At 55.8% G+C, this 26,011-nt stretch carries 24 protein-coding genes, 1 tRNA gene and 1 pseudogene; 14 read left to right on the top strand and 12 right to left on the bottom strand.

Going from position 1 to position 26,011, the window contains the following annotated elements:
* Window positions 1–65 precede the first annotated feature (65 nt).
* Complete coding sequence (locus BMY01_RS04205) at window positions 66–1,913, bottom strand: alpha/beta hydrolase family protein (protein ID WP_074745097.1); 1,848 nt, start codon at window positions 1,911–1,913, stop codon at window positions 66–68.
* A gap of 271 nt (window positions 1,914–2,184) precedes the next feature.
* Here BMY01_RS04205 and BMY01_RS04200 point away from each other — a divergent pair, with 271 nt between their 5' ends.
* On the top strand, window positions 2,185–3,936 hold the full coding sequence (locus tag BMY01_RS04200; RefSeq protein WP_254772599.1) for a RecQ family ATP-dependent DNA helicase: 1,752 nt from the start codon (window positions 2,185–2,187) through the stop codon (window positions 3,934–3,936).
* Window positions 3,937–3,952: 16 nt separating this feature from the next.
* Window positions 3,953–4,549 carry a diguanylate cyclase gene (locus BMY01_RS04195; protein WP_074744628.1) on the top strand — a complete coding sequence of 199 codons (597 nt, stop codon included), beginning with the start codon at window positions 3,953–3,955 and terminating at the stop codon, window positions 4,547–4,549.
* Between the two features lie 10 nt (window positions 4,550–4,559).
* Here the strand turns inward: BMY01_RS04195 and BMY01_RS04190 are convergent, their stop codons facing one another.
* Window positions 4,560–4,880: a hypothetical protein gene (locus BMY01_RS04190; RefSeq protein WP_074744626.1), complete on the bottom strand. Its 321-nt coding sequence runs from the start codon at window positions 4,878–4,880 to the stop codon at window positions 4,560–4,562.
* 71 nt (window positions 4,881–4,951) lie between these two features.
* Window positions 4,952–5,965 carry a methyltransferase gene (locus BMY01_RS04185; protein WP_074745093.1) on the bottom strand — a complete coding sequence of 338 codons (1,014 nt, stop codon included), beginning with the start codon at window positions 5,963–5,965 and terminating at the stop codon, window positions 4,952–4,954.
* A 579-nt stretch (window positions 5,966–6,544) separates the two neighbouring features.
* Between BMY01_RS04185 and BMY01_RS18260 the strand changes: the two are divergent.
* The 4 genes and pseudogenes from BMY01_RS18260 to BMY01_RS04175 all read left to right on the top strand — a co-directional run.
* Window positions 6,545–7,364, top strand: a pseudogene (locus tag BMY01_RS18260) (SDR family oxidoreductase); the annotation flags it as partial.
* On the top strand, window positions 7,361–7,690 hold the full coding sequence (locus BMY01_RS18015) for a trehalase-like domain-containing protein (protein WP_217638613.1): 330 nt from the start codon (window positions 7,361–7,363) through the stop codon (window positions 7,688–7,690). The pseudogene BMY01_RS18260 and the gene BMY01_RS18015, both read left to right, overlap by 4 nt.
* A 12-nt stretch (window positions 7,691–7,702) precedes the next feature.
* Window positions 7,703–7,936, top strand: coding sequence for a hypothetical protein (locus BMY01_RS18010; RefSeq protein WP_217638612.1), 234 nt, complete (start codon window positions 7,703–7,705; stop codon window positions 7,934–7,936).
* Window positions 7,851–9,245 (top strand): glycoside hydrolase family 15 protein, encoded by a 1,395-nt coding sequence (locus BMY01_RS04175; protein ID WP_217638611.1) that lies wholly within the window; start codon window positions 7,851–7,853, stop codon window positions 9,243–9,245. Before BMY01_RS18010 ends, BMY01_RS04175 begins: the two co-directional genes overlap by 86 nt.
* A gap of 175 nt (window positions 9,246–9,420) precedes the next feature.
* Here BMY01_RS04175 and BMY01_RS18720 read toward each other — a convergent pair whose 3' ends face one another.
* Both BMY01_RS18720 and BMY01_RS04170 read right to left on the bottom strand, forming a co-directional pair.
* Window positions 9,421–9,594: a DUF6538 domain-containing protein gene (locus tag BMY01_RS18720; RefSeq protein ID WP_368086228.1), complete on the bottom strand. Its 174-nt coding sequence runs from the start codon at window positions 9,592–9,594 to the stop codon at window positions 9,421–9,423.
* Between the two features lie 96 nt (window positions 9,595–9,690).
* Window positions 9,691–9,783, bottom strand: a tRNA-Ser gene (locus BMY01_RS04170).
* A 64-nt stretch (window positions 9,784–9,847) separates the two neighbouring features.
* On the opposite strand from BMY01_RS04170, the gene mltF reads away from it, so the two are divergent.
* Window positions 9,848–11,284 carry a membrane-bound lytic murein transglycosylase MltF gene (gene mltF, locus BMY01_RS04165; RefSeq protein WP_074744624.1) on the top strand — a complete coding sequence of 479 codons (1,437 nt, stop codon included), beginning with the start codon at window positions 9,848–9,850 and terminating at the stop codon, window positions 11,282–11,284.
* Window positions 11,285–11,425: 141 nt separating this feature from the next.
* Window positions 11,426–12,064, top strand: a complete 639-nt coding sequence (locus BMY01_RS04160; RefSeq protein WP_011381609.1) for a peroxiredoxin — start codon at window positions 11,426–11,428, stop codon at window positions 12,062–12,064.
* Between the two features lie 180 nt (window positions 12,065–12,244).
* On the opposite strand, the gene cysG is transcribed toward BMY01_RS04160, so the two are convergent.
* Entirely contained in the window at window positions 12,245–13,663 is a 1,419-nt protein-coding gene (cysG, locus tag BMY01_RS04155; protein ID WP_074745091.1) for a siroheme synthase CysG, read from the bottom strand.
* A 203-nt stretch (window positions 13,664–13,866) separates the two neighbouring features.
* Between cysG and BMY01_RS04150 the strand changes: the two genes are divergently transcribed.
* From BMY01_RS04150 to scpB, 6 genes are all read left to right on the top strand, one after another.
* Window positions 13,867–14,709: a 3',5'-nucleoside bisphosphate phosphatase gene (locus BMY01_RS04150; protein ID WP_074744622.1), complete on the top strand. Its 843-nt coding sequence runs from the start codon at window positions 13,867–13,869 to the stop codon at window positions 14,707–14,709.
* Window positions 14,710–14,774: 65 nt separating this feature from the next.
* Window positions 14,775–15,407 carry an L-threonylcarbamoyladenylate synthase gene (locus BMY01_RS04145; protein ID WP_074745089.1) on the top strand — a complete coding sequence of 211 codons (633 nt, stop codon included), beginning with the start codon at window positions 14,775–14,777 and terminating at the stop codon, window positions 15,405–15,407.
* Window positions 15,400–16,050 carry a site-2 protease family protein gene (locus tag BMY01_RS04140; RefSeq protein WP_074744621.1) on the top strand — a complete coding sequence of 217 codons (651 nt, stop codon included), beginning with the start codon at window positions 15,400–15,402 and terminating at the stop codon, window positions 16,048–16,050. The genes BMY01_RS04145 and BMY01_RS04140 overlap by 8 nt, the downstream gene beginning before the upstream one ends.
* 50 nt (window positions 16,051–16,100) lie before the next feature.
* Window positions 16,101–17,303, top strand: a complete 1,203-nt coding sequence (locus BMY01_RS04135; protein ID WP_074744619.1) for a tryptophan--tRNA ligase — start codon at window positions 16,101–16,103, stop codon at window positions 17,301–17,303.
* A gap of 88 nt (window positions 17,304–17,391) precedes the next feature.
* Window positions 17,392–18,240 carry a segregation and condensation protein A gene (locus BMY01_RS04130; RefSeq protein ID WP_081353708.1) on the top strand — a complete coding sequence of 283 codons (849 nt, stop codon included), beginning with the start codon at window positions 17,392–17,394 and terminating at the stop codon, window positions 18,238–18,240.
* The gene (gene scpB / locus BMY01_RS04125; RefSeq protein WP_074744617.1) at window positions 18,206–18,841 is read left to right on the top strand and encodes an SMC-Scp complex subunit ScpB; all 636 of its coding nucleotides are present in this window, start codon (window positions 18,206–18,208) and stop codon (window positions 18,839–18,841) included. The genes BMY01_RS04130 and scpB overlap by 35 nt, the downstream gene beginning before the upstream one ends.
* 344 nt (window positions 18,842–19,185) lie before the next feature.
* Here scpB and BMY01_RS04120 read toward each other — a convergent pair whose 3' ends face one another.
* From BMY01_RS04120 to BMY01_RS04095, 6 genes are all read right to left on the bottom strand, one after another.
* Window positions 19,186–21,294, bottom strand: a complete 2,109-nt coding sequence (locus tag BMY01_RS04120; RefSeq protein ID WP_074744615.1) for a CopD family protein — start codon at window positions 21,292–21,294, stop codon at window positions 19,186–19,188.
* Entirely contained in the window at window positions 21,291–21,716 is a 426-nt protein-coding gene (locus BMY01_RS04115; protein WP_081353707.1) for a copper resistance CopC family protein, read from the bottom strand. The genes BMY01_RS04120 and BMY01_RS04115 overlap by 4 nt, the downstream gene beginning before the upstream one ends.
* A 292-nt stretch (window positions 21,717–22,008) precedes the next feature.
* On the bottom strand, window positions 22,009–22,665 hold the full coding sequence (locus BMY01_RS04110) for a hypothetical protein (RefSeq protein ID WP_081353705.1): 657 nt from the start codon (window positions 22,663–22,665) through the stop codon (window positions 22,009–22,011).
* Between the two features lie 84 nt (window positions 22,666–22,749).
* Window positions 22,750–23,340, bottom strand: a complete 591-nt coding sequence (locus tag BMY01_RS04105) for a hypothetical protein (protein ID WP_074744611.1) — start codon at window positions 23,338–23,340, stop codon at window positions 22,750–22,752.
* Window positions 23,341–23,520: 180 nt separating this feature from the next.
* Window positions 23,521–24,771 (bottom strand): methane monooxygenase/ammonia monooxygenase subunit B, encoded by a 1,251-nt coding sequence (locus BMY01_RS04100; protein ID WP_074744609.1) that lies wholly within the window; start codon window positions 24,769–24,771, stop codon window positions 23,521–23,523.
* Complete coding sequence (locus BMY01_RS04095; RefSeq protein WP_074744607.1) at window positions 24,771–25,595, bottom strand: methane monooxygenase/ammonia monooxygenase subunit A; 825 nt, start codon at window positions 25,593–25,595, stop codon at window positions 24,771–24,773. The genes BMY01_RS04100 and BMY01_RS04095 overlap by 1 nt, the downstream gene beginning before the upstream one ends.
* Window positions 25,596–26,011: the final 416 nt, after the last annotated feature.

The raw sequence follows: 26,011 nt of genomic DNA, 5'->3' as shown, positions 1-26,011 counted from the left end.
CATTACGGTGGAAGCAAGCGGTGGCCGAGCGCCCTCCACCGGAGGGTTGGGGAAAGGACGTTGTCCTACTTTTCCACTCCGCTTGCGGTCTTGTTCGCATCACCTTTCAGATATTTGTCCAGAAACTCCAGTATTCGCCGATTGGCCTCGATCTGGTTCTTTTTCTTGGTAAAACTATGGCCTTCATTAGGGAAGACAATATACTCCACCGGAATACCACGCTTCCTGACCGCTTCCACCATTTCATCACTCTCGGCCTTGACCACACGTGGATCATTGGCTCCCTGAATGACCAATAAAGGCTTTCGTATTTCCCTGGCGTGGAACAGGGGGGAAGTCGCAACAAGAAAATCGATGTCCGCCACCGGGTCTCCAATTTCATCATAAATGGCTTTGCGGACGGACTCCCAGTAAACAGGAATGCTCTCCAGGGTACGGAGCCAGTTGCTGACGCCGAAAATGTCCACTCCTACCTTGAAAGCTTCAGGCCGGAACGCGAGGGCTGCAAGTGTCATGTAACCGCCATAGCTCGCGCCCATGATGCCGATGCGCTCATGGTCGATGTAACCGAGGCTGGCCAGAAAGGTCTTCGCTTCTACACAATCCCACAAGGGCTCCCGTCCGTGCTTGCGGTTGGCCGCGGTAAAGAAGGTTTTACCGTAGCCGGAGCTGCCCCGGTTATTGATGCCCAGCACGGCATATCCGTGGTTCACGAGGTACTGAATCTGGGCGCTATAACCCCGCATGGTCTGTCCGCCGGGTCCGCCATGAACGTATACGATCGCAGGCACCTTGTTGGTGTCTGATGCTTCATGCGGCTTGTAGTAGATGGAGGGAATCATCATTCCATCGAAGGATCGGAACCGCACCACTTCCGCCTCCACCAGATCTGATGGATCGATCTCCTTGTTCAGGCTCTGCGTGAGCTGGCGGAACTGCCCGGTGTTGAAATCGTGCACGAACAGATTATCGGGAGAGCGATCGCCATTTACGTAGAAGGCCATGCGCGTGCTGCTTTGCGAAAAGACCACACCGCGGATTTCTCCTTGGGGCAGCGCTGGCAGTTTTACAGGTTTCTCCCTCTCTCCATCTTCAATTTCGACAACACGAACGACGATACTTCCATCTGCGTTGATGCCAGTTACCCGAAATCGGCCATCGTACGAAAAAAAGGTGTACATCACGTCCCACTCAGCGCTCTCGTGGTCGCAGACGACCCCTGAGGTGAGATCATAGGTGCGCAAATGCTTGAATTCGCTTCCCTCCGTGGTAAGAAAGAAGAGCTTGCGCGAAGCGGAATCGAAGGTCTCAGCATGGAAACTGACGGAGCCTTCGTGCGGCGTGAGGTGCCTTACTTCCTGTTTTTCGACATCGAACAGATAAATGTCACTGTCGGATGCAGTATGCGACCGGTTCAGTGCAATCCAGCGCTCATCGCGGCTGATGGGACCAAGATCGAACCCCTGATGATTCTGGTACAGCAAGGTTCGCGCAAAAGTCTCGGCGTCATAACGGTATACATCGAAGAACCTGGCATCACGCTCGTTGGTAGCGACGTAAAAAGCATGTCCATCGGGGCTCCAGCCCATGAATTGTGCCTTGAGCTTTTCTCCCGGTGTCAGATCTTCCTCCTCGCCGTCGGGGGCGAGCAGGAACAAATGATAATTTTCATCGCCATGATAATCCCGTGTAATCAGTACCCGATCATCGTGCGGAAAGAAGCTGACCGAAAGCGTCGTATCGATGGCGGAGCAGGTCAACGGCTCTGCCATACCACCCGTCACTGGCAGTGTGTAGGCATTGAAAATACCCGATTCATTACTGCTGAACAGGATGCGCTCCTCATCCGCGCTGAACGATGCGCCCATTATTGAGGTCGTGGCCATGAATTGTTCAATGGTATAGCGTTTCATATCGAGAGTCCCGTAATGCTGGGTTTGGGTTTTGGCTCGCGATAAACCTGAATAGAGCTGGAAGGAGCCGGGGATCAAACAGTTGTCTGCCCAGCTTCCGGTAAATAAGCGAAGCGGGCGTACCTAAAAAAAAGCACATCGTTGAGATTATATATTAGGCGCCGCACGGAACTCCTCACCATTTTTCTTCATCATCATGTGGTACGGCATTACTGCCAGATGCATAAAGCGCAGCAACTCAGTTCAACCAGAAGAAAATGCGAACAGAGCAATGACAGCCAAAATTCATGATATGGAGGACCCTGATGCTGATAGGGAGGAACCGGATCAGAATGATCTGGAGGAAAGCCTGCATCAGATATTTGGACTGGCACACCTGCGTCCCGGCCAGAGAGAGGTCATCGAAAGTGTGCTGAACGGGCGGGACACGCTTGCCGTAATGCCCACCGGGGGCGGCAAGTCCCTGTGTTACCAGTTGCCTGCATTCAATCTGCCGGGCACGGCGATTGTCGTTTCCCCCCTGATTTCACTGATGAAAGACCAGGCCGAGAAGCTTGAAGAGATCGGGGTTGACGCGGCACAAGTCAACAGCATGCTGAATGCGGAACAGGAGTCGGAGGCGCTGGAGAATATTCGCAATGCAGATCGCGATGTCGTATTTGTGACGCCTGAACGGGTGTCCCATCCGGATTTCATCGCCGAGTTGCAGGCCATCCCGATAAATCTATTCGTCATTGATGAGGCGCACTGTATTTCCCAATGGGGGCACGACTTCCGTCCGGCTTATCTGGGACTGGGAGACGCGATCAAGGCATTGGGAAAGCCAACGGTCCTCGCGCTGACAGCCACTGCTACACCCGAGGTCATCGAGGATATTGCGCAACAACTCGGGCGTAGCTCCATGCATGTGGTCAACACCGGGATCTACCGGCCTAACCTGAATTATTCAGTCGTACAGGTTACGAATCCGGAAGAAAAATTGGAGAAGCTGCAAGATTTGATTCAGAAAAGCCAGGGAAGCGGAATCATTTATACAGCCACGGTGAAAGCAGTGGAAGAGCTTGCTGCAGCATTCGCCGGAACGATTGCCGACATCGCGATCTACCACGGCCGCCTGCCGCGCAAAACGCGTACAGAAAACCAGGAAACCTTCATGGAAGGCAAAAGCAGGATCATGGTTGCGACGAATGCTTTTGGCATGGGAATCGACAAACCCGATATCCGCTTCGTGGTGCACTTCCAGATGCCTGGCACGCTCGAAGCATACTATCAGGAGTCGGGCCGTGCCGGCCGGGACGGTAAAACGGCCGAATGCACGCTGCTTTACGACGCGCAGGATAAGCGCATTCAGCAATTTTTTCTGGCGCGGCATCACCCCGACCAAGAGGACTTGCGCGAAGTGTACAAAGCGGTGCAAGACTTATCGTCCGGCTCGCCGGCAATCAGGATCGAGCAGCTGCAAGAGAAAATCGACAAATTTTCGGTTCGCAGGCTGCAGGTGATGCTTAGACTGTTGGAAGAACACGGCATACTCAGGCGAGACAAGACACTGGGCTATCGCCTGCACAAAAAGGATGTGAAAGCGGAAGACCTGGCCAGACTCGCGGAAGATGCGCACAGGAAAGCGGAGCATGAGCGGGAGGCTCTGGAACGCATGGTATTTTATGCCCAGAGCGGTTTTTGCCGCTGGAAGGTGCTGCTGGAGTACTTTGACGAGGAAGTCGAGTGGAACCATTGTGGCCACTGCGATAATTGCATCAATCCGCCGGAAAACGAGCTTTCAGCGCACCCTGTTCAAAGACAGGATAAAACGGGGCAGACGATCCTTGGCACCGATAAATCGCCCCCCGAGAAGGAGTTAACCGTGGATGCTGAGGTTGAGGTCGAGAAAGTGGGCAAAGGCAAGATCTTGAGCATCCACTACGACATGGTGACAGTCCTTTTCCCTGACAGTCAAAAACGCACTTTTATGAAAAACTACGTAAGGCCGCTCCAGCAAGCATCGGAGAATAAGGGCAAGTAGTTCCTTGGGAGGGTACATGCTGAATGATCCTGTTGTTCTCATACTGATGTACTTTATTCTGCCACTTTGGCTGGCGGCCGGATTCGCGGATTGGCTGTGCCATCGTGTGTCTCATATCGAAACAACCAGCGGGGCAAAGGAGTCTGTCTTCCATCTCATCATGCTCGCCGAGATGGGCCTGCCGTTGCTTGCCGCCATCTTCCTCCAGGTAAACGCCGGCATCATCGCCTTCATGATTGCCGCCTTTTTCCTTCACGAGATCACCGCGCTTTGGGATGTGAGCTACGCGGTAAAGGTACGCAGGGTCTCACCCATTGAGCAGCACGTGCACAGCTTCCAGGAGATGATTCCGCTCATGGCAATCCTGCTCTTGATCTCCCGTCATTGGGGGCAATTCCAGGCACTTTTCGGGTTCGGACCCGAAACACCGCGATTCGACCTCTCCTGGAAGGAAGAGCAGTTACCGGTAATTTACATAATTTCCATCATGACGGTTGCGCTGCTGTTCGAGATCATCCCCTTTGTAGAGGAGTTCTTTCGCGGGCTGCGCGCGAACCATGGGAAGCTTGTGCCGACGAAAGCTTGGATGGGCGACGACGAGAGTCCCGAGTAAGAAAAGAGGGTTAGGATTGAGACTTTCCCGTATCGTTGCACCTGATTTGCCACAAAAGCTCCCCATCCTTATCTAGAGCACGCATCGGATCGAGGATGATGGGTGTCTGCTGATCAATGAGCACGTAACCATCCTTGCAAATTTCATTGGCGCCCTTCGTCAACGTTCTGGTTGCCCAATCCCGGCTGTTGGCACAGGGTCCCATGCGTGTCTTAATTAAATAATGCGTAGTCCCATCCCTCAATTTCATCGAACTTTGCGTATATTCAGGCGTGCCTGCACAGGCATGTAGTAACGGAACGGCCAATAGTGTAAGGACCTGGATTTTCATGATTTTTCCGAATATGGGCGAGGCTGATGATACAAGAGAGCGAGGCTGGCGGAATGAGAGCGGAAGGACGTTTATTTGATGCCGATCACCATGGAATCCGCACCAACAAGGGGTTCCACGCGAGTATTGGAAAAACCTGCCTCTTTCATCCATCCCATGCAATCCGCGCCGGTGAAATCGAAACCTCCCGGTGTTTCTATCAGCATGTTCAGGCTCATCATCAGACCGAACGCGTTCTGTGACCGGTCATCGTCTATGAGAGACTCATACACGACGAAGGCGCCCCCTGCCGGGAGCGAATCGAATGCCTTCTGGATGAGCATTTCTTTCGTAGAGAGGTCCCAGTCATGCAGGATATGGCCCATGAGCACCACATCTGCCCTGGGCAGGTCTTCCTCGAAGAAATTACCAGGCACGAAAGAAACGCGATCAGCCACGTTCGCAGCTTGAGCGTACTGCTCGAAAATCGGACCCACCTCCGGGCGGTCGTAACCCATCCCGCGCAAATGAGGATTGGCCAGGGCGATCTGCACAGCGAGATCTCCCTGCGCCGTGCCGACATCAACGAACGTATGATAGCGCTGCCACGGAAAGGCGCGTGCAATGGTCATGTTCGCCGCGCGGCTCACTCCAGTCATGGCGGCAAGAAATTCTTTCAATCCGGCAGCATCGGCATAAAGCTTCTCGAAGAGATCGGCCTCACCCGTCCTGATTTCGTTCTGTGGTTTGCCAGTCTGGAGCGCCTCGGTAAGATTGCTCCAGATCGGATAGAGGCGGCGATTCGCCATTTCCAGAATGCCGCCAATGTACGATGGCTTGTTGCGGTCGAGAAACAGATCGGTTTCGGACGTATTGCTGTACCGTTCACCTTCACGTTTCAGAAAGCCTAGCGCTACAAGGGCATCAAGGAAGTCACGCGCGCCGCGTGGATGCAGCCCTACCTGTTCGGCAAGGGCATCCAAACTCAGTGAACCTTGCGCCAGTAGAGTGAACACATCCAACTCGACCGCAGAAAGCAGGGTCTTTGCCGGCCAGAAGGCCATACCGGTTTTAAGAATATTTTCCGGGGTAAGCTGGTTTGTCATTTGTTTTCCTGAGCAAATGGTAATTGCTAAAAAGCGGAGTATTTCATGTACTCGCACTCGCCAGTTTCTCACCGCAACGCGCGTTACGCCTGTTTCGGTGACTGTTACCCTGTAAACAGGAAACGGAATTGCGGCTGGATATATCATACCTATGTTGCCCGGATTTGCCATGAGGTCAATCCCGAAAGAAGATGCACGGGTCGAATCACCGAGTTTTGCTGAGTGAACCAACTCCTCCTTCAAAGAAACAAGCCCAATTCAATTTCTTCCTTCGCCTGGGTTCGAGTTTTACGCTCTTGTGAAGGCATGCTACTTTGAAATCAGCCCCGCGAATTACAAGATTCACAGGACCTCTGTCTGTAATCGTCGTCTGAGATACCCGGAAAGCTTTAGGAATCGAAGCTGCTTCGAGAGTCCGGGATAAGTTGTTTGCTGGTTCATGAGGCACTCCCGGTGCTTCGACTCGCCGACCCCCCTCAAAGCGGGAAGCGGCGGGAGCATATCCAAGACAGGCGCTTTGTACCGGTTCAATTCTTCGATCAACAGGGTAGCTATCGAGGATCAGGGAAAAGAATCCCAATGAACACAAAACAGCGCGCGATCAGCAAGGATACGTTCGGCCTTTCCGGACAGATTGCCCTGCTAACCGGTGCGTCTTCAGGCATAGGCCGCTCTTGCGCCCTCGCACTGAGGCGCGTGGGCGTGAAGGTGGTAATCAATCATCTTCCTGAGGCCAGCAACGAGGCAGCCGAGGTATGCCGAGAAATAGAAGACGTCGGTGGGGACGCCGCCGATGTGAGCGACGAGGACCAGGTCGCGGCAATGTTCGCGGAAACGGTTGCGCGCTTCGGCACCCTCCATATTCTGGTGAACAACGCCGGAATCGAGAGCAGTGCGAAATTCCAGGAGATGACGCTCTCCCAGTGGCAGAAGGTGATCGATGTCAATCTCACCGGAATGTTTCTGTGCTCCCGCGAAGCTATCCGCGAATTCCTGCGACGCGCGCAACCCGACGTGTCACCGGCAAGTGGCAAGATCATATGCATGAGTTCCGTGCATCAGGAGATTCCCTGGGCATTCGGCTAATTATGCGGCATCCAAAGGGGGCGTGGACCTGCTCATGCGGTCGCTCGCCCAGGAGTTTGCCCCTCAGAAAATTCGTGTCAACGCGGTGGCTCCCGGCACCATCCGTACTCCCATCAATCGCTCTGCATGGGAGACAGAAGAGGCGATGAAAAACCTGCTCGAGCTTATTCCGTACAAGCGTATCGATGAACCTGACGATATTGCGGAGGCTGTGCTGTGGCTTGCTTCGGATCTGTCGGATTACATGAATGGAGCGACAATGTTCGTCGATGGTGCAATGTCCACCTATCCGGCGTTCCGTGGCGCGGGATGAGCAAACCGATCGAGGAATACGGATTCATCGGCAACATGCTGAGCGGAGCACTCGTCGCCCGTGATGGCTCGATGGATTGGCTTTGCCTTCCACGGTTCGATTCCGACGCATGCTTTGCCGCACTGCTGGGGACATCCAAGCATGGTTACTGGCGGATTTCCCCCACTGGCGAGAGTAACCGCCCTAGCCGGCGCTATCTGCCCCATGCGCCGATCCTCGAAACCACCTTCGAGACAAAGGGTGGCATCGTGACGCTCGTGGATTTCATGCCGCTTTCCAATGACCCCGAGAGAGTCGACGTCGTTCGCCTTGTACAGGGGGTGTGAGGCAAGGTGCCGATGCGGATGGAGCTGGCCCTGCGCTTCGGCTACGGCAAGACCATTCCCTGGGTACGCCGCCGCTACTATGGCATCCATGCCGTTGCCGGGCCGGATGCGGTGGAATTGGCAACTCCTGTCACCCTTCGCGGCGAGGACATGTGCACCGTTGCCGAGTTCGAGGTGGGAGAAGGCGTATCTTATCCCCTTCACGCTCGCCTATCATCCCCTACATCGGGAGCCCCACTTCATTGACGATGCCAGGAAGAGACTCGAGCACACGCTCGCCTGGTGGCGGGAATGGACCCGCATTTGCCAACTCTCGGAGTTCGAGGCACCAGGATGGAACGAGGCAGTCGAGCGCTCGCTCGTTACACTCAAGGCGCTCTCCTACCAGCCAAGTGGGGGCATCGTCGCGGCGCTTACGACCTCCCTCCCCGAAGAACTCGGAGGAGTCCGGAACTGGGATTACCGCTACTGCTGGATCCGCGACGCCACCCTCACGTTATATGCATTTATGAATGCAGGACGCTTCGACGAGGCCGGGGCATTCAGGGAATGGATGCTCCGAGCTGCCGCTGGCGCCCCTGATCAGATGCAGATCATGTACGGAATCGGGGGCGAACGTCGCCTAACTGAAATCGAACTTCACTGGCTACCAGGTTACGAAAACAGCCTCCCCGTGCGCATAGGGAACGGCGCGCACGAGCAGATTCAGGTAGACGTGTTCGGCGAGCTGATGGACACACTTTATACTGCCCGCAAGTCGCAACTCGGGCCGCATCAGGAAGCCTGGCGGTTCCAGCAAGCAATTCTTTCCCGACTGGAGAGCCTTTGGCGCGGGCCAGACCAAGGCATCTGGGAGGTGCGGGGTGGGGCCAAGCACTTCGTCTATTCGAAAATGATGGCTTGGGTCGCGTTTGATCGAGCCATAAAGGCTGTGGAGCAATTCGGCTTCCCCGGTCCTGTCGGGAAATGGCGCACGCTCCGCGATGAGATTCATCGGGAAGTGCTGGCGCGCGGCTACGATAAGGAACGGAACACATTCGTGCAGCATTACGACGGCGCGGGACTGGACGCATCCCTGCTGCTGATGGCCGAGGTAGGATTTCTGCCACCGGACGATCCCCGCTTTCGGGGAACGGTAGAAGCCATTGAACGCGACCTGATGGAAGATGGACTCGTGCTGCGCTATCGCGTTGGCGAAACCAAAGACGGACTCCCCGGTGAGGAAGGAACTTTTCTCGTTTGCAGTTTCTGGCTCGCCGATGCCTATACAATGATCGGCCGCGGTCACGACGCGGAAGTTCTTTTCGAGCGCCTCCTGTCTCTACGCAACGACCTCGGGTTTCTTGCCGAGGAATACCACCCCCGTCACCGGCGCGAGCTGGGAAATTTCCCCCAAGCGTTTTCCCACGTCGGTTTGATCAATACGGCATACAACCTTCGCCGCATCAATGGCCCCGCACAGCAGCGGGCGGATCGCAGCGCGTCGCCTCATGCCACTCACACCTCCTGGACTGGAACTGCCGGCGAGCAGCACCGCGAACGATCGATTGATTGACCTCCCTTTCAAAGTTCTGTCGCAGGACTTTTTCGACGCGTCGAAACACGCTGCAAAGAAAAGCAGTCTGCCTGCCGACAAACATCAATAAGCTAAAGCTACCAGCACTGAAGCTCCACCTGCTTTTATCTCGCTTTTGTTTTTGAACAGGCTGATTTCAACTGCCAACCGGTTGCTATAGCTCAACCGCAAGCATGAGTATTCTCGGAATAGCAACACTTTTATCCGCTGTTTCAAGAGTTTTGGTAAACTCTCGCTTGCCAGTCATCATCTGAAACTCATCAGGATGGGCAACGCGGAATGAGAAATTATCCCCGCGTCTTTGCAAGTAAAGGATTTTTCTAGACATTGATCGGTAGGGGATGCTTGCAGCATTTTATGCAGTAAAGCATGAGAGCTCGCATCCAATCAGAAAGTTATTGAATTACTAATAACTTGGAGATGTTGGCGGAGAGGGTGGGATTCGAACCCACGTGCCAGGTTACCCTGACCATCTGATTTCGAGTCAGCGCCGTTATGGCCACTTCGGTACCTCTCCGTTGATACTATTTTATCAGCTTATCCTATGTTTTTCTCGCGCTTGGACAAGACTCGATGGCAGAATGTTTCCCGATTCTAGTTATCTCTTCTCGATGCGATCTCTTTCTCGTTTTTTAATTGCTATTTCCGGTTGCGGCGCTCTGCTCGCTTCCTGTGATTCGTTTGAAAGATCGGTATTGCCGTTCGACAAAACGGATGAGCTGGTGGTGATCACCGTCAATAGTCCGGATACGTATTACGAGAATGCGGAAGGTAGTTATGCCGGACTGGATTACGACCTCGCCACTGAATTTGCGAAAGATCTGGGAATGAAAGTGAGATTCAAGACAGTGCCGAGACTGGATAAGGCATGGTCTCTCCTTGAAAAGCATAAGGGACATCTTGCCGCCGGCATGAACATCAGCGCAAAGCATTCGCGGCATGTCGAGTTCGGCCCGATTTACCAGCTCGTACAACCTCAGCTCGCCTATAACACGGACTACAGTAAGCCAAAAAACCTTCATCAGCTCGGTGGAAGAACCATTCGCATTGCGAAAGGCGTAACCCATGCTGAGCAGCTGAACAAGGCAAAGCACGAGGTGCCCGAGCTGAAATGGAAAGAGATGGACCTCACGCCCGACGAACTGCTGGCGAGGCTGGCGGAAGGCAAGGTCGATTATGTGGTAGCGGATTCAACCCAGATCAATCTCGCGAAGAATTTTTATCCTAATCTGAATGCAGCATTCAATTTGGGCGATTCGGTAGGACGAGCATGGGCATTTTCACCCTTTGCCGAACAGGCGTTACTGGAGGCGACACAAAAATTCTTCACCCGCATCCAGCAGGATGGGACGTTGACGCGCCTGCTCGACCGATACTACGGACACATAGAACGTCTTCATCATACGGATGTAAACGGCATTCTTGCGAAACGCCGCACCATTTTGCCTGAGTTGCGCGAACATTTTTATGAAGCCGAAGAGTTGAGCGGCATCGACTGGAGATTGATTGCCGCACTCGCCTATCAGGAATCGCACTGGGACGCTCTGGCGACTTCTCCCTCCAACGTGCGGGGCATCATGATGTTGACGGAAATCACGGCAGACCGGATGAAAGTGACGGATAGGCTGGATGCACGCCAAAGCATACTTGCCGGAGCGCGCTACTTCGCATTACTCAAGGATAAACTGCCCACACGCATCAAGGAGCCGGATCGCACCTGGATGGCACTGGCTGCCTATAATCAGGGGCCGAGCCACCTGGAGGATGCGCGCATACTGGCGCAAAAGATGGGGTTGAGTCCTGATGCATGGGTCGATCTGAAGAAAACGCTGCCGTTGCTGAGCCAAAGCGAACACTTCCGTGCTCTCAAGCATGGCTTTGCGCGCGGAGGTCAAGCAGTCGTACTAGCAGAATCAGTGCGGATCTATTATGAGATTCTGCAGAAATACGAACCTCCATATTCGTGGGGTTTTCCCATCGTTGCCAGGAAGGAGGATGATTCGTGGCAGGAGTTCTGATGCCTTCTTTCGAGGGCAACAATAACCGTCTCAAGCATAATGAACAGCAAATAATAGTTGTTGAGTGATTGCAGCAGGCAGGCTATATTGAGCCGATTTCCTATGAAATTCCCATCGATGTTTTAACTCACGGAGAATGCCATGACCTTACGCTTAGGCGATACCGCACCCGATTTCGAACAGGAATCCTCCATCGGCAGGATCAAATTTCACGAATGGATAGATGATTCCTGGGCAGTATTGTTTTCACATCCCGCAGATTACACGCCGGTGTGCACAACCGAGCTGGGAATGACAGCCAAGCTCAAGTCTGAATTCGACAAGCGTAATGTGAAGGCGATCGGGTTGTCGGTCGATCCTGCGGCAAAACATACCGGGTGGATCAAGGATATCGAGGAAACGCAAGGCTGTACCGTCGCTTTTCCCATTATTGCGGACGAGGACAGAAAGGTCGCGGCACTATATGACATGATTCACCCGAATCAGTCGGAAACCATGACGGTGCGCTCGCTTTTTGTGATTGACCCGAAGAAGAAAGTGCGGCTTATCCTCACCTACCCCATGAGCACCGGACGCAATTTCGATGAGGTGCTGCGGGTGATCGATGCGCTGCAACTGACCGATAACTATACCGTCGCTACCCCGGCCAACTGGAATGACGGCGGTGATGTGATTATTCCGCTGACTATTCAGGATGAGGCAGTGATCAAGCAGAAGTTTCCGAAAGGCTATACCGCTCCACGTCCCTATCTGCGCATCACGCCCCAGCCGAATAAATAAACCCAGGACCCGAATAGTAGCAATAGTAGCATTTGGCTGGCCGCCAAACACCATTACCATTATCAGGTGGAGCTCGGCCTACGGTATGCAGACCAGGAGTCCGGCTCTGCCCGGGGTCGATCCAGGCAAAGTCCAATCTGATATTGAATGCTCCTTGCAGAATACCCGCCCGCAATAATTTCACTCTGCACCGGGTAGATTCCCCTCCGGCTGGAACCACGCGAGTTTTCGGTGCAGCTTCACAACCTCACCCACAATAACAAGAGTGGGGGGAACGAGATGGGCGGCAGCGGTCAGGTCGGGAAGCGTTTCGAGGGTAGCGGCAAGCACCCGCTGCTTGCGGGTGGTGCCCTGCTGCACGATTGCGGCCGGAGTGGTATTGGGTAGACCGTGTGCGATCAGTTGTTTGCATAGCACCGTCAATCCAAGCAACCCCATGTAAACAACGATGGTCTGCTTCGGGCGCGCCAGCATTGGCCAGTCCAGGTCCACACTGCCATCCTTCAGGTGTCCAGTGACGAATATGCAGGACTGGGCGTAATCCCGATGGGTGAGCGGAATGCCCGCATAGGATGCAGCTCCATTTGCAGCGGTAATGCCGGGCACCACTTCGAAGGGAATTCCGTTTCCCGAAAGCGTTTCGATTTCCTCGCCACCGCGACCAAAAATAAACGGGTCGCCACCTTTCAGCCGCAACACGCGTTTGCCTTCCCTGGCCAGACGCACCAGCAAATCATTGATCGACTCCTGCGGCATCGTGTGCCGGTTGCGTTCCTTGCCGGCATAAATCCGGGGAGTATCACGCCGCAGCATATCCAGGATTTCCGGTGACACGAGCCGATCGTACACGACCACGTCTGCCTGCTGCATGAGTCGCATGGCTCTAAAAGTCAACAGTTCAGGGTCGCCGGGCCCAGCGCCTACCAGATACACCTCTCCCTTGATCGGTTCTTCGGTTTCATTTTCGAGTTCGTGCTCGAGCCAGGCCTTTGCCGCCTGATCCTTACCCGCGAAAACCATTTCCGCAAACGGTCCCTGAAATACCCGCTCCCAGAACCGGCGACGCTTCGCCGGCTGCGAGAAACGGTGTTTTACCCTGTCACGGAACTCGCCAGCGTATGCAGCCAAGCGCCCATAGGCCATCGGTATCATGGTTTCCAAACGCGCTCGCAGCAGCCTTGTCAGAACAGGTGAGGTACCCCCGCTCGAAACCGCGACAACAACCGGCGTACGATCCACGATCGACGGCATGATGAAGGAGCATAGGGCAGGGTTATCGACGACATTGACAGGAATGCGCAGCCGATTGGCTGCTTCCGAGATTCTTTGATTGACGGCGAAATTATCCGTGGCCGCGATGACGAGAACAGCATCTGCCAGATGATCGTCCTGGAAAGTTTCGGCACGGTAAACCAGCTTTCCTTCCCGTGATTGTTCATTCAGTTGTTCCAGCAGTTCGGAACAAAGCCGCGGAGCGACTACGGTAACGCGCGCTCCCGCGCGTAGCAGCATTGCGACCTTGCGCGCGGCCACTTCTCCCCCACCTGCCACCACACAGTTGCGATCATGGATATCGAGAAAAATCGGCAGGAAATTCACTTTTTTGGCTTGAATGAGGAAGGGGTCTTTTCCATACTTTACCCGAAAATACTCTTCCGGTTTAGAGCGCCGTGAACATGGCTGCAGCATGGGCGCTTGCATCAGTCGAGGTTGTGAATTTCGGCTTCTTTTCCAGGTAAATTTTTCATACCGCGCCTTATTTGCTATGATGCATTCTCTCGCTTCGTGCGAACCGCCTCTTCATGCTCAATATCGATCTGCACTGCCATTCCACGGTTTCCGATGGTTTACTGACTCCTACCCAGTTAGTGGAGCATGCGGCTGTGCGCGGCGTGGAAGTGCTGGCGCTGACCGATCACGATGATATTGGCGGCCTGCAAGAGGCGCGCGAGGCTGCAGATAAAAACGGCGTTTTGTTTATCGATGGCGTGGAAATCTCCGTCAGTTGGCGCGGACAGACCGTGCATATTGTGGGACTGGGAATCGATCCCGCAGACCCTCAACTGGTCGAAGGCCTGAGCACCATCCGCCAGGGCAGGACGGCGCGCGCACGCAATATTGCAGCGCAACTCGACAAATTCGGTATTCACGGTAGTTTTGAGGGCGCCCGCAGGAATGCAGGCAATGGACAGCTGATCGGACGCATGCACTTTGCGCGTTTTCTGGTTGAGCAGGGTTACGCGAAGGATGTGCGGACAGTATTCAAGAAATATCTTGTAAAAGGCAAACCAGGCTATGCTCCCCATCAATGGGTCTCGCTGAGTGATGCAGTAAACTGGATCCGCAGCAGTGGCGGCAGAGCTGTGATCGCCCATCCGGGGCGTTATAAATTGGGCAAGGATGCACTGGAAGAACTGCTGCTGGAGTTTCAGACCTTGGGCGGGGAGGCTATAGAAGTGGTTACCGGAAGCCATACACCTGAGCAATCCCTGCTTTTCGCCAACCATAGCCGGCGGCTGGGCTTGCTGGCGTCGCGCGGTTCCGATTTTCATGGGCCGGGCGAGAGCTATTTCGACCTCGGTGGAATGCCTCCTTTACCTGCCAACTGTGCTCCCGTCTGGCATGACTGGCCCGGACTGATGTAAGGCGAAAATCGCGCCCGCTTTTTATGAGGGCGGCATTCCCAAAAATTCAATTTGCTGTTTGCTACGTGGCTCAATTCTTTTCCATTCACCCCGATAACCCTCAGCCCCGGCTGATACGGCAGACTTCGGCCATCGTGCGGGCGGGGGGCGTGATCGTATGCCCGACTGATTCCTGCTACGCGCTGGGGGGGCAGTTGGGCGACAAGAACGTCATGAGCCGTATTCGCGCACTGCGCGGAGTGGATGAGGATCACCATTTCACCCTCATGTGCCGGGACTTTACGGAAATCTCGCGCTACGCCAAATTCGATAACACGGAATACCGGTTGCTCAAGGCCTGCACCCCCGGTTGCTACACGTTTATCTTTCAGGCTACCCGGGAAGTGCCACGGCGCCTGCTGCATCCCAAGCGCAATACGATCGGTGTGAGAATTCCGGACCATGCTGTCGTCCAGGCACTGCTGGCGGAACTGAATGAACCCCTGCTGAGCTCTACCCTGATGCTGCCCGGGGAGGAGCTTCCACTTAACGATCCTCTGGAAATCCGCGCACGTCTCGAGCATCGGGTGGAACTGATACTGGATAGCGGCGCCTGTGGCCTGGAGATGAGCACGGTGGTCGATCTGACCGGGGATACGCCTGTGCTAGTCCGGCAAGGCAAGGGCAGCCTTGCACCCTTTGGAATGCCGAATGGATAGCATTATCCAGAGCATTGCCATTTATGCGCTTCCGGTCATTTTTGCCATCACGCTGCATGAAGCTGCACACGGATATGTAGCCAAGCATTTCGGCGATCTCACCGCTTATACGCAGGGGCGCGTCAGCCTTAATCCCATACGCCATATCGACCCGCTGGGGACCATCGTTCTGCCGATCGTAACGATGCTGCTCGGAGGAATCCTGTTCGGCTGGGCAAAGCCGGTGCCAGTCAACTTCTCCGCATTGCGCAATCCCAAGCAGGACATGATGTGGGTGGCACTCGCCGGTCCGGGCGCCAATCTCTTCATGGCGATGCTTTGGGGATTCGTCATCAAGTTTGCTCTCGGGTTGCCACAGGACGGACTGGCCGAGCCGCTGATATTGATGGGTGAGGCGGGAATCAAAATCAACGTGGTGCTGATGGTGCTGAACCTGTTGCCTCTGCCGCCGCTCGATGGAGGTCGGGTTGCGGTAAGCCTGTTGCCGCCCCGCTTGGCCTATAATTTTTCGAAGATCGAGCCTTACGGCTTCATGATCCTTTTGTTTCTGCTGGCGACGGGTGTACTCGGGGCTGTTATGGGACCACTGATTGGAATCACGATCCATTTGATAGCGTTGTTTTTTGGTTTCGATACTTATTGAACTGCTTCTCTACTAAAGGATTCTGGTTGGAGTTACCGAGGCAATGATCTATGTTCGCTGATCGCGTTTTATCGGGAATGCGGCCGACGGGAGGCCTGCATCTGGGGCATTATCATGGGGTGCTCAAAAACTGGATAGAACTGCAACACCAGTTTGAATGCCTGTTCTTTGTCGCCGACTGGCATGCTCTCACAACCCATTACGATACGCCGGAAATTATCGAAGAGCATGTCTGGGACATGGTGATCGACTGGCTTGCAGCCGGTGTCGACCCGGCCCAGGCGACGTTGTTCATACAGTCACGTGTTCCCGCGCACGCAGAGTTGCACGTGCTGCTTTCCATGATCACCCCGCTGGGCTGGCTGGAGCGTGTGCCGTCCTACAAGGACCAGCAGGAAAAGCTGGTTGAAAAAGAATTGAACACATATGGCTTTCTTGGATACCCCTTGCTGCAAAGCGCAGACATCCTTATTTACCGGGCTACCCGAGTGCCGGTGGGAGAGGATCAGACGCCGCATATCGAGTTCACCCGGGAAATTGCGCGACGCTTTAATCATGTCTACGGAAAGGAGCCTGGATTCCAGGAAAAGGCGGAAGCGGCGATCAAGAAACTGGGTTCCCGAAAAGCCCGCCTCTATCGGGACTTGAGGAATCGCTACCAGGAACAGGGAGACGAGGAAGCGCTTGCGGCGGCGAAGTCATTGCTGGATGAGCAGCAAAATTTGAGCATGGGTGACCAGGAACGCTTGTTTGGGTACCTGGAAGGCGGTGGAAAGATGATTCTTTCCGAGCCGGAAGCGATGCTGACGACAGCGTCGAAAATGCCGGGGCTGGACGGCCAGAAAATGTCGAAGTCCTATAACAACACCATTACCCTGCGTGAAGACCCGGAGAGCGTCACCAGAAAGATTCGTACGATGCCGACCGATCCCGCGCGTGTCCGGCGTATCGATCCCGGAACCCCGGAGAAGTGCCCGGTATGGCAATTCCATCTCGTATACTCCGACGAAGATACAAAGAAGTGGGCTCATGAGGGCTGCATCACTGCGGGTATCGGCTGTCTGGACTGCAAGCAGCCTGTCATCGATGCAATACTGACCGAGCAGCGGCCAATGCACCAACGTGCGCGCATGTACGAAGAAGAGCCTTCACTGGTGCGGAATATCATTGCTGATGGTTGCGAGAAGGCCGATAAGCTGGCACAGGAAACCATGCGCGAGGTCAGGGAGGCAATGGGACTGGATTATTCCTGATTTTTACTTCGCGCGGAGCACATAGACAGTCCGTCCGGCCGCATCGACGCTCGCTATCTGTCATAGACATTGCTCGACTTACCCGAGAATGAACGACTTTCAAAGCCTTTCCATAGAGGAATCTCCTGCTCCGGCGGTGACAAATCCTGCGGCAAATCCCATTGCCCGCATACATGGCGAGCCAGTGACAGAGCTCCCATCGGATTTATATATTCCACCGGATGCGCTGGAAGTATTTCTCGATACGTTTCAGGGGCCACTGGACCTGCTGCTTTATCTTATTCGCAAGCACAATCTGGATGTACTCGATATACCAATGGCGGAACTCACGCGTCAATATTTGGCTTATATCGAAATGATGCGTGCGAATAAACTGGAACTAGCTGCGGAATACCTTTTGATGGCGGCTGTGCTGATCGAAATCAAGTCGCGGATGTTGCTGCCTAAACCCGTTGCCAAGGGGGATGAGGACGAGGTTGACCCGCGAGCAGAACTGGTGCGGCGTCTGCTGGAATACGAGCAGATGAAGGTCGCTGCGCAGAAGCTCAACAAGTTGCCCCAGGCAGAACGCGATTTCGCGCTGACGAACGTATGGATCGAGCAAAAGGTGATTGAACGCCTGCCGGAAGTCAATGCCGATGATCTTCGCAATGCCTGGCTTATCCTGATGGCGCGCCTGAATGTAAATCGCAGGCACAATATCACGCGGGAAGAACTTTCAGTCCGCGAACATATGACCCGTATCCTGCGGCACGTGCAGGGACACCATTTTGTGGAATTCAGTGATTTATTTAATGCCGCTGCCGGAGCAGCGGAACTTGTGGTGACGTTTCTGGCGTTATTGGAGCTTGTGAAGGAACGTCAGGTAGAGGTCAGTCAGCCGTGCGCTTTTGGAATGATCTATGTCCGACCGATCAGCGTCCTTACCACCGTCTAGTTTCTCTGTTTCATCCCCTGCTCAGGTTAAAAAGGTTCTGGAAGCTGCATTACTCACCAGCCCAGAACCTCTCCCTCTGTCGGAACTGAAAAAACTGTTCGCGGGTGAACTAGGCTCGGAAATCCTGCGGCGCCTGCTGGACGAGTTGAGCAGAGACTGGGAAGGAAGAGGCGTGGAACTCGTGCAGGTTGCAGGCGGGTGGCGTTTTCAGGCTCAAGCGGAAATGCAGGAATTTCTCGACCGCCTCAATCCGCAAAAGCCGCCCCGCTATTCGCGGGCGGTATTGGAAACGCTCGCCATCATCGCGTATCGCCAGCCGGCGACACGCGGCGATATCGAGGAGATACGGGGCGTTGCGGTCGCCAGTTCAGTGCTGAAGGCGTTGGAATCAAGAAGCTGGATATCTGCTGTCGGTCACCGTGAGGTACCGGGCCGACCCATCTTGTATGCTACAACTGTTGAATTTCTTAATGATCTTGGACTTCGCTCCCTGGAGGAATTGCCACCATTAGAAGAGCTGGGGTCACTGATTGAACCGAAGGAAAGCGTGGAACAACTGCCTGATCCAGAGAACATGCCCCAAACCGGCAATTCCGATTGAACATGGGGAGCCACGGCTCAACTGTAATGGTAATTGAGGCGCCTTCCTTCCGGAAATGCTGCATTTCGCCTTTCTCCCATCCCCTCCTCTGGTCGTGAAGTCCCCACGACGTATTTTTGCTTTCCGGCTGTATTGCCCCGGTTTTCCATGCGCCCTGAACCTAGAGGGGCACGGTCCATGCCTGTCGAAGGGGAGTGGCGCCGGGATCGCCCTATAAAAGAACGCACGCTTTCAAGGCGGACATGCCGAGCGTCATCGGGCAGTTGAACCTGCCCGGACGCTGCCTTTAAGGAGGATGTCGCTCTCTTCGTCCTGACCTTTGCATCCGTTCTTTTGCCGGTTGACTAGTGCACATGCTCGCCCGGCGGCGGCAGGATCTCCTCTTCGCGGTTGAGCTGCGCTATCTGCTGCATCAGCATGTCGGAGCCGGACCAGCCTGCGCCATCGAGTTCGGGTATCCAGCGCGCACGCAGGTAGCCGAAGCGGTCCACCAGAAACTCCATGTGGTCAGGCACCGTGCCCCCACCCAGGAGGTCCGGATGGGAGAGCGTGCGCCGGAACAGGGCATAGCTGCGCACGATCTCCTCCGCCCCTTCGGTCACGATGGGGAAGTGAACGCTCGCCTTGAGCTGGCCAAGAGCGGCTGGGCTCAAATCATGCTCGGGCACGGCCAGAAGCACCGTATTGCCGGCCTGCAGTTTTGCATGGAGCGCTTCCAGTTGCGCCAGGCGCTCGCGGGATTGCGGCCAGGAGAATAATACCAGCAGCACGTTCTTCTGGTTGCGGAAGTCCTTCAGGGTGCCGCTTGAGCCATCCTGCGCCACATACGAGAAATTGGGCGGACCCATGTTGGGCTGCGGCTGCTCGGGCTTGACAGTGGGACTCATCAGGCGCGCCTGGTAGCCGCGCGACATGGCGTGCAGGAAGTTCACCACGTCCCAGCGGTCTTCCTCATCGAGCTTGTCGCCAAAGGAAGGCATGCCGGTATCGGGGATGCCGAAGGAGAGCCAGTGGAAGAAGTCGCCTGCAGTATGGCGGGCCGTGTGCGGTTCGGTCAAAAGGTCCACCGGCGGCTTGGCAAAGCTCTTGGCCATCACGCCATCGCCCTTGCCCTGCAGCCCGTGACAGGCGACACAGTTCTCGGCAAAGTGGACGGCGCCATTGGAAATGGAGATGGTGTCAAACGGCACCGGGGTCTTGCGGTAGGTCTCGGGATAGGCATCCACCGTCAAAGGCGGCAGGCCCACGCCCAATCCGATGACTGCCAGGAGGACAGGCAACCCGAAGCGCAGCTTTTTGTCCCAGTGCTTCCTGCGCCCAAAGAAGACTGCGGCCGCGGCTAAAACGAGCAGGGCGATGCCACCGTAGACGCGCGGCATGATGGCAGGCTCACCCCAGGTGGCGGCAAAGGAGAAACGGAAGGAATAGGGCCAGTCCTGGATCAGGGCGTGCTTGGCAGGAACCGTGTTGGCCACGATGGTGGCAAGCAGCACGATGCCTAAGGCCAACCCGAATTCCAGGCTCACCCATTTCCTGAGCTTGCGTCCGCCGTTATCCGCTCCTTTTGCGCCTGCGTCCTCGTAGAACAGCGGCAGCCAGCTCGAGCGAGCGCGTGAGGCGATGATGAGCACCATCATGAGCAGGGCGATCTTGCCATTGAGCAGCCAGCCATATTTGGTGGCAACCAGGCCGCTGTAGTTGGTATCGACCATGCGGTAGGTGATGAGGATGCCGGTTGCAATCACCGCCAGCATGACGGGCAGCGCCAGGGTGGAGAAGCGCCGCAGGGCCTGGGCATCATGCCGGAAGGCTTCCTCGCGCGACTGGAATACGGCGTGGATGCGCTGGAGTGCTTGCGTCTGCAGGGCAGGCTGCGTTCCGCTGCTTCTGGCTTGTGCCTGTTTCAATTCGCTCTCGGGCTTGCAGGCAAAGCAGACCACCAGGAAAGCCGGCAGGGCGCCAAACCAGACGCTGCCCAGGATGATGTGCAGGGCGTAGGGCAGAAGCGAGATGACCGAGAGGTCCTCGGCTGCGGCGTGACTGGCAAGCGAGCCTACCCCTAAGGTTAAGGCCGCCACACTTGCGCACAGGATGTATTGCCAGCGCGCAGGCGGGGAGAAGCGGATGTAGAGGGCAATGGCAAAGACGACGAGCGCACAGGCGGCGCGCGCGAGCCAGATATGCCCCATGCGCGTATTTTCCATGAGGGAGAGCCAGGCGGCCGGATGCCAGGCGTTCTCGTCAATCCCGGTGGCTTGTGCCGTGGTGGTTGCCAGGATGCCAAACAGGCCGATGAGCAGGATGAGGGCAAGCCACGGCAGCGCGCGCTCCACCCGCGTGACCCAGGGCGAGTGGACGGAGCCGGCAATGGCCAGGAACACGCAGCCACCGACCAGGATCATGTTGGACGCAAGCTGCGACCAGCGCAGGAGCGTCGCGATGACCTCGATCATTTCGCGGCAGCTTTGTTCTTTATCGTGAAGTCGTGGGACGAGTCAACCACATGTCCGTCCACCGACAGCACCCGGAACTTGACCGTGTACTTGCCCGGATTCAACTCCGGCAGGGGCAGAACGATGGCTTTGGGGTCGCTCGCATCGATATGCGGTTTGGTTTCGGTGACAGGGGTCTTGGAGGAGTCGAGCACGGAAAGCGCGGCATAGTCCTTTTCGACTTCTTCGTTGAAGAACAGCCGCACCTGGGTGGGGGCCTGGGTCAGTTGCGCGCGGCGCGCAGGTTCTGCCTTGACCAGCATGGCGTGCGCCAGCACCGGACTGCTGTGCAGCCCCGCTACCAGCAGCAGGAACGACAAAAGGCTGCCTGCCAGTAAGTGAAGACTTGCTCTCCTGTCGGCAGATATCATCGATGGTTGCATTTTTGCTCCTCTTATATGGGCTCTGCACCCGAAGATCAGGCTTCGGGCAGCCACTGTGGTCCTTGTCTTTTTTATTTGTCCCCGGTTGTTCTTGTTTGATCTACGCTCGGTTTCATTGTTGACTTTTTTGTTCCTGCCTTCCTTCCTTATTGCACCTTGGACTCTTTCCCGCGCTCATGGTTCAGAGCAGAGTCAGGCCGCGGCCCATGCATGGGGTCACTTGAACAAAGGCGCTGCGGCCAGCCAAGCTCAAGTCAACGTGAAGTCAGCGCTTACTTCTTTTCCTTCCCTGTCAGGCGCTTGCACCGGCGGATTTGCGCCCGCGCAGGAAGAAGACGGCCGCCCCTATGATCACTGCCGCAATGCCGATGATGAGGTAGGGCGACATGCCCTTGGGTTCACCCACGGAGAAGGGGAAGCGCGAGACCAACGGTTCCTTGTCGGTGACGGTCACGAGCCCCACGAACTTGCCAGGCTGGGTGAAGTTGTATTCAAAGTTGATGGAGCCATTGGGATAGACTTTGGGCGGTATGTGCAGGATGGTGATTTCATCGAGCTTCTGCTGTTCGTCGGGTGCGGGTTGTCCGCCTGAACCGGTGTCGCGGATGATGCGCACTTCGGTGGGCAGGGGGCGCAGCGCTTCTTCAATGTAGTCCAGGGCGACGACGGTGCGGCCGGTATTGGGAATGTCTTCGCAGAATTCCTTTTCCTGCGTGGCGTCCGGCTGGTAGCCGGTAAAGTGCATGGTGAAGGGGCCGATGGTGAGCTTGCATATATCATCGGCAAGCGACAGGCCGCCGTGCGCTTCCACTTGGGAGGAGAAAGGCAGGGCCAGGGCAAATACCAGTCCGATCAAGGCAGGTTTGAGTGAGGATGAGAACATTATCAATTCGCCTATATAAGTATGATGAGTCAGTGAATCAATGATCCTGAAGGGTCGCGGTTGCATTTATCCGCCGCTGTTTTGCCAGGCTGGGTGTCCAGTGCTCCTCTGCAGCGGCAAGAGCCGATTTATCCGGTGATCTTTCCTGCATTACGGGTTGCGCGAGGAGCGCCAGCGTTGCACGCGCGGGGATTTCATGAGCTTGTATCCCAGCACGGCAAGCAGCAGCAGGCCGATCAGGGGGCCTACTGCGGCGCGGAATATTTCGGCATAGTTGATCATCTGTACCCGCAAGGGATACTGGTAGCGCAGGGGCGGCACGCCTTCTGCGGTGATGAATACGGTGTAGAGTCCCTGATCGAGGGTGGTCTGGCCCTGGATGACGCCATCCGGATGGTGGACAGGACGCAGTTGCGTGACTGTCTCGTCCTCTTCACTCGTGCCACGTACCACTTTCATGCCAATGGGCATGTCACGCATGGCAGGGTCGACCAGGTCTATCACGAGGAAGGTATCGCCTCCCTTGGGAATCTCGGTGCAGTATTGGGCAGTGGGTTCGAATTGCGGCTGGTAGGCGCTCAAATGCACCATGTTCTCGCCGATACGACGCACGCAGCTGTCTTCTTCCAGCGATTCCTTGCCGTGCGCGCTAACAAACCCGCTGTAGAGGGTGGTAATCAGCAGCAGCGCCAGGGCACCTGCCCGGCTGCCTTGTCTGCTCGAAGTGCCTTTCGCTTGCATTTCTCTAGATTCGTTAAAAAAACACCGATCCACCTTGCCGTCTGTAACGGTGGCGGACCGGTGTTTGCGTGTTGCCTGTTCCAGTCTTTGCCCGGCTCCTGCCCTGATCAGGCAGGAGCGGGCGGCTTTTAAGGTTGAACCCGGGTTTGACCCTGTAGGGTTTGACCCCGGGGTTTGTCCTTACAGCTTGGTGAAGACCGGGATGACCGCACCTGCGATGCTGTTGATGTTGCGATCGCCATCATCGCTCCAGGTCATGAGAAGTCCGCCAAAGCGGCTTTCCGGGTCACCCAGGAGAGCCATCAGCCGTTGCACTTCCCACAGCGCGTCTTTCGCTTCCATCTTGACTTCGCGCGTCTCGCCAGGCTGGATCGGCGTCTCGTTGTCAAACGACAGGCCGGTGGCCACGAGTTCCTTCGGATAGCCGCGGTCCAGGTGCTTGAGACCCACCTTGTTGATGAAGCGCACGCCCGCAGTGGTGAATTCCCCGATGCGATAGGGCTTGTCGCCGCTGTTGGTAACAGACATCGTTACCCGCAAGGCGCGTCCCGGCACGTCGTAGTTGGCGTGCGTGACCTTGATTGCGATCGGGTTGGGTTTCACCGGCAGCGGTTCAACCTTGGATTCGCCCGCCTGGATCGGCACCGTGTACGGGTGCTTGGTCTCGGTGTACCGATAGCCGCCCCAGACGATGCCGAAGGTCAGTATCAGCACCACCCAGGCAACTTTCCGGTCCATGGGGTCGAGCAGGAGTTCGTCCCCGTAGGCCAGCAGCACCCGGCTTCTTGGCAGGAACATGGGCCGCGCTACATAGTAGCCGATCCAGAAGACGCCAAGGGACAACCACAGGATGTGCCAGAAGATGCCGTTGCTGAAGTTGAAGGTCTCGGTGTCGATGGTCTCACCCGTCAAGAGCTTCACCGGGTTGGTGAAGTCGTCCCAGCTGCCGGAGATGTTCATCCAGGCGGCAGGACCTGCAATCGGGCCTGCGTCCTTGATGTTGACCATGGCGTGCATGTGGTGGCGTCCGGGAATACGCGCCTTCAACCTCACTTCAAAGGCGTAGTCGCGGCCAATCTCCATCGGTCCGGAGATGTAGGTCGGCTCGCCGTTGAGCTTGGTGCTAAGACGCACGAACACGGGGCTTGGGCTGCCTACGTTGAAGAAGGCGCGTCCAGGCTTGCCCACCGCGCGCGGCCAGTCTTCGGCCAGGTGGAACTTGCCGGTCATGGTGGCGATATCGTTGACCTTGGTGGTCTCGGGACCCCATTTCATGTCATACCACTGGATGGTACGCATGCGCAGGAACGGTTCCTGCGAGCGCTCTCCGTGTGCTGCAGCCGGCTGAATGTCAAGCGTCAGGGCCAGTCCCAGGGCGGCAATACTGCATACCCCGGCAATACTCTTCTTGAACAGGTTCTTTGCGTTCATTATTTGATCCCCTCGGCAAAGCCTTCTTCGCCAAATGCTGTCACGTCGTTCTTCATGCTGACACGGCCGCGTGCACCCTTCACATAGTAGAAGGCGGTGCAGTAGACCTTGCCAAAGTACCACCAGACGGTGAACATGAGCATGGAGACGAACGCGGAGAAGAAGGCAGCAATAACGGTGGTGTGACCGCCAAAGGTGCGCAGTGACCCTTGTTCGATCAGACGCACGTACTCAGGGGTGCCGGTACGAACATATAGGAAGCCCGTGTAGTCGGCTACCGAGAGCAGCACGCCTTCTGCCACCAGCGGCAGGTGGGTCGGGCCGAAGATGGTCCAGTTGCCAGGGTAGAACAACAGACCAAAGGCACCGCCGCCAACCAGAGCCGTGATCATCCAGTTGCGCGTCAAAAGCATGACGGTGTCCATCACCAGCGCGCCAGGAATCATGGTGGAGGGGAATACGAAGTTCATGGGGTAGTGCGACCACCAGTAGAAACCCCAGAAGCGGGTCAGCCATTCACCCACCAGAAGACACACGATGCACAGTGTGGCTCCAAACGGCAGGCGGTAGTTCACCCACAGGTAGTACATGATGGCAGCGCAGTAGGTGATCCCTACAATCGGGGTTACCACCGGCCACCATTGCCGGTCCTTCCAGTCAAGCCAGAAGTCCCAGTCACCCGCCAGCAGCATGAAGTGCATGTGGTAGGTTCCAACCAGCAGGATGCATAGAATCGGGAAGTAAATCACGTCTATCATCCTGGACATCTTTACCGCTTCAGGCGGCATCTTCGCCGCCTTCAGTATTTCATCTGTTCTGCTCATCGCACCCTCCCTCAAATGTTACGCGACTAAAACATATCAATCGTTGCTGCTGTTGCTTCTTTGACATCCTGTCATCCTTGCAGTCCCTGATGACAGTGCCGCGAGTTCCAGGGAACCTCTTGATTCAACAAGGGTCTACATGACTGTATAAATCCCTTGTTGCTTCCTTGTTGCTCCCGGATTCAGCGACTCCCTTCCCCTTTTGCTCCAGGTGCCGCCGCCTCGCTTTGCTTGAGCCTGCCCGGCTGTGTTACCTCTGACCGCATCGCTCTCCTGTTCGGAGGCGATGCGGCTATGGGCTGCTCTATGCGTGTTTCAGCCAGTCAGTCCTAAAACGCTTTGTCGTACGGTACGATGCGGTTGTTGAGGATGACTTTGCTCTGGCCGTTCCAGACGACGTCCGTCAGGTTGGAGTA

Origin of the sequence: Nitrosospira multiformis, assembly GCF_900110185.1 — a bacterium.
Taxonomy (GTDB): domain Bacteria; phylum Pseudomonadota; class Gammaproteobacteria; order Burkholderiales; family Nitrosomonadaceae; genus Nitrosospira; species Nitrosospira multiformis_A.
Note: the sequence above shows the minus strand (reverse complement) of the source record. Positions and strands in the feature narration are given on the sequence as shown.

Excerpts from the sequence above, each read along its gene's own strand:
- BMY01_RS04150 (WP_074744622.1), top strand. The coding sequence starts at position 13,867 with ATGCTCAATATCGATCTGCACTGCCATTCCACGGTTTCCGATGGTTTA.
- BMY01_RS04190 (WP_074744626.1), bottom strand. The coding sequence starts at position 4,880 with ATGAAAATCCAGGTCCTTACACTATTGGCCGTTCCGTTACTACATGCC.
- mltF (WP_074744624.1), top strand. The coding sequence starts at position 9,848 with ATGTTTCCCGATTCTAGTTATCTCTTCTCGATGCGATCTCTTTCTCGT.
- BMY01_RS04185 (WP_074745093.1), bottom strand. The coding sequence starts at position 5,965 with ATGACAAACCAGCTTACCCCGGAAAATATTCTTAAAACCGGTATGGCC.
- BMY01_RS04115 (WP_081353707.1), bottom strand. The coding sequence starts at position 21,716 with ATGCAACCATCGATGATATCTGCCGACAGGAGAGCAAGTCTTCACTTA.
- BMY01_RS04205 (WP_074745097.1), bottom strand. The coding sequence starts at position 1,913 with ATGAAACGCTATACCATTGAACAATTCATGGCCACGACCTCAATAATG.
- BMY01_RS18015 (WP_217638613.1), top strand. The coding sequence starts at position 7,361 with ATGAGCAAACCGATCGAGGAATACGGATTCATCGGCAACATGCTGAGC.
- BMY01_RS18010 (WP_217638612.1), top strand. The coding sequence starts at position 7,703 with ATGCGGATGGAGCTGGCCCTGCGCTTCGGCTACGGCAAGACCATTCCC.
- BMY01_RS04100 (WP_074744609.1), bottom strand. The coding sequence starts at position 24,771 with ATGAACGCAAAGAACCTGTTCAAGAAGAGTATTGCCGGGGTATGCAGT.
- BMY01_RS04135 (WP_074744619.1), top strand. The coding sequence starts at position 16,101 with ATGTTCGCTGATCGCGTTTTATCGGGAATGCGGCCGACGGGAGGCCTG.
- BMY01_RS04160 (WP_011381609.1), top strand. The coding sequence starts at position 11,426 with ATGACCTTACGCTTAGGCGATACCGCACCCGATTTCGAACAGGAATCC.
- BMY01_RS04200 (WP_254772599.1), top strand. The coding sequence starts at position 2,185 with ATGACAGCCAAAATTCATGATATGGAGGACCCTGATGCTGATAGGGAG.
- BMY01_RS04110 (WP_081353705.1), bottom strand. The coding sequence starts at position 22,665 with ATGCAACCGCGACCCTTCAGGATCATTGATTCACTGACTCATCATACT.
- BMY01_RS04095 (WP_074744607.1), bottom strand. The coding sequence starts at position 25,595 with ATGAGCAGAACAGATGAAATACTGAAGGCGGCGAAGATGCCGCCTGAA.
- BMY01_RS18720 (WP_368086228.1), bottom strand. The coding sequence starts at position 9,594 with ATGTCTAGAAAAATCCTTTACTTGCAAAGACGCGGGGATAATTTCTCA.
- BMY01_RS04195 (WP_074744628.1), top strand. The coding sequence starts at position 3,953 with ATGCTGAATGATCCTGTTGTTCTCATACTGATGTACTTTATTCTGCCA.
- scpB (WP_074744617.1), top strand. The coding sequence starts at position 18,206 with ATGTCCGACCGATCAGCGTCCTTACCACCGTCTAGTTTCTCTGTTTCA.
- BMY01_RS04130 (WP_081353708.1), top strand. The coding sequence starts at position 17,392 with ATGAACGACTTTCAAAGCCTTTCCATAGAGGAATCTCCTGCTCCGGCG.
- BMY01_RS04120 (WP_074744615.1), bottom strand. The coding sequence starts at position 21,294 with ATGATCGAGGTCATCGCGACGCTCCTGCGCTGGTCGCAGCTTGCGTCC.
- BMY01_RS04105 (WP_074744611.1), bottom strand. The coding sequence starts at position 23,340 with ATGCAAGCGAAAGGCACTTCGAGCAGACAAGGCAGCCGGGCAGGTGCC.
- BMY01_RS04140 (WP_074744621.1), top strand. The coding sequence starts at position 15,400 with ATGGATAGCATTATCCAGAGCATTGCCATTTATGCGCTTCCGGTCATT.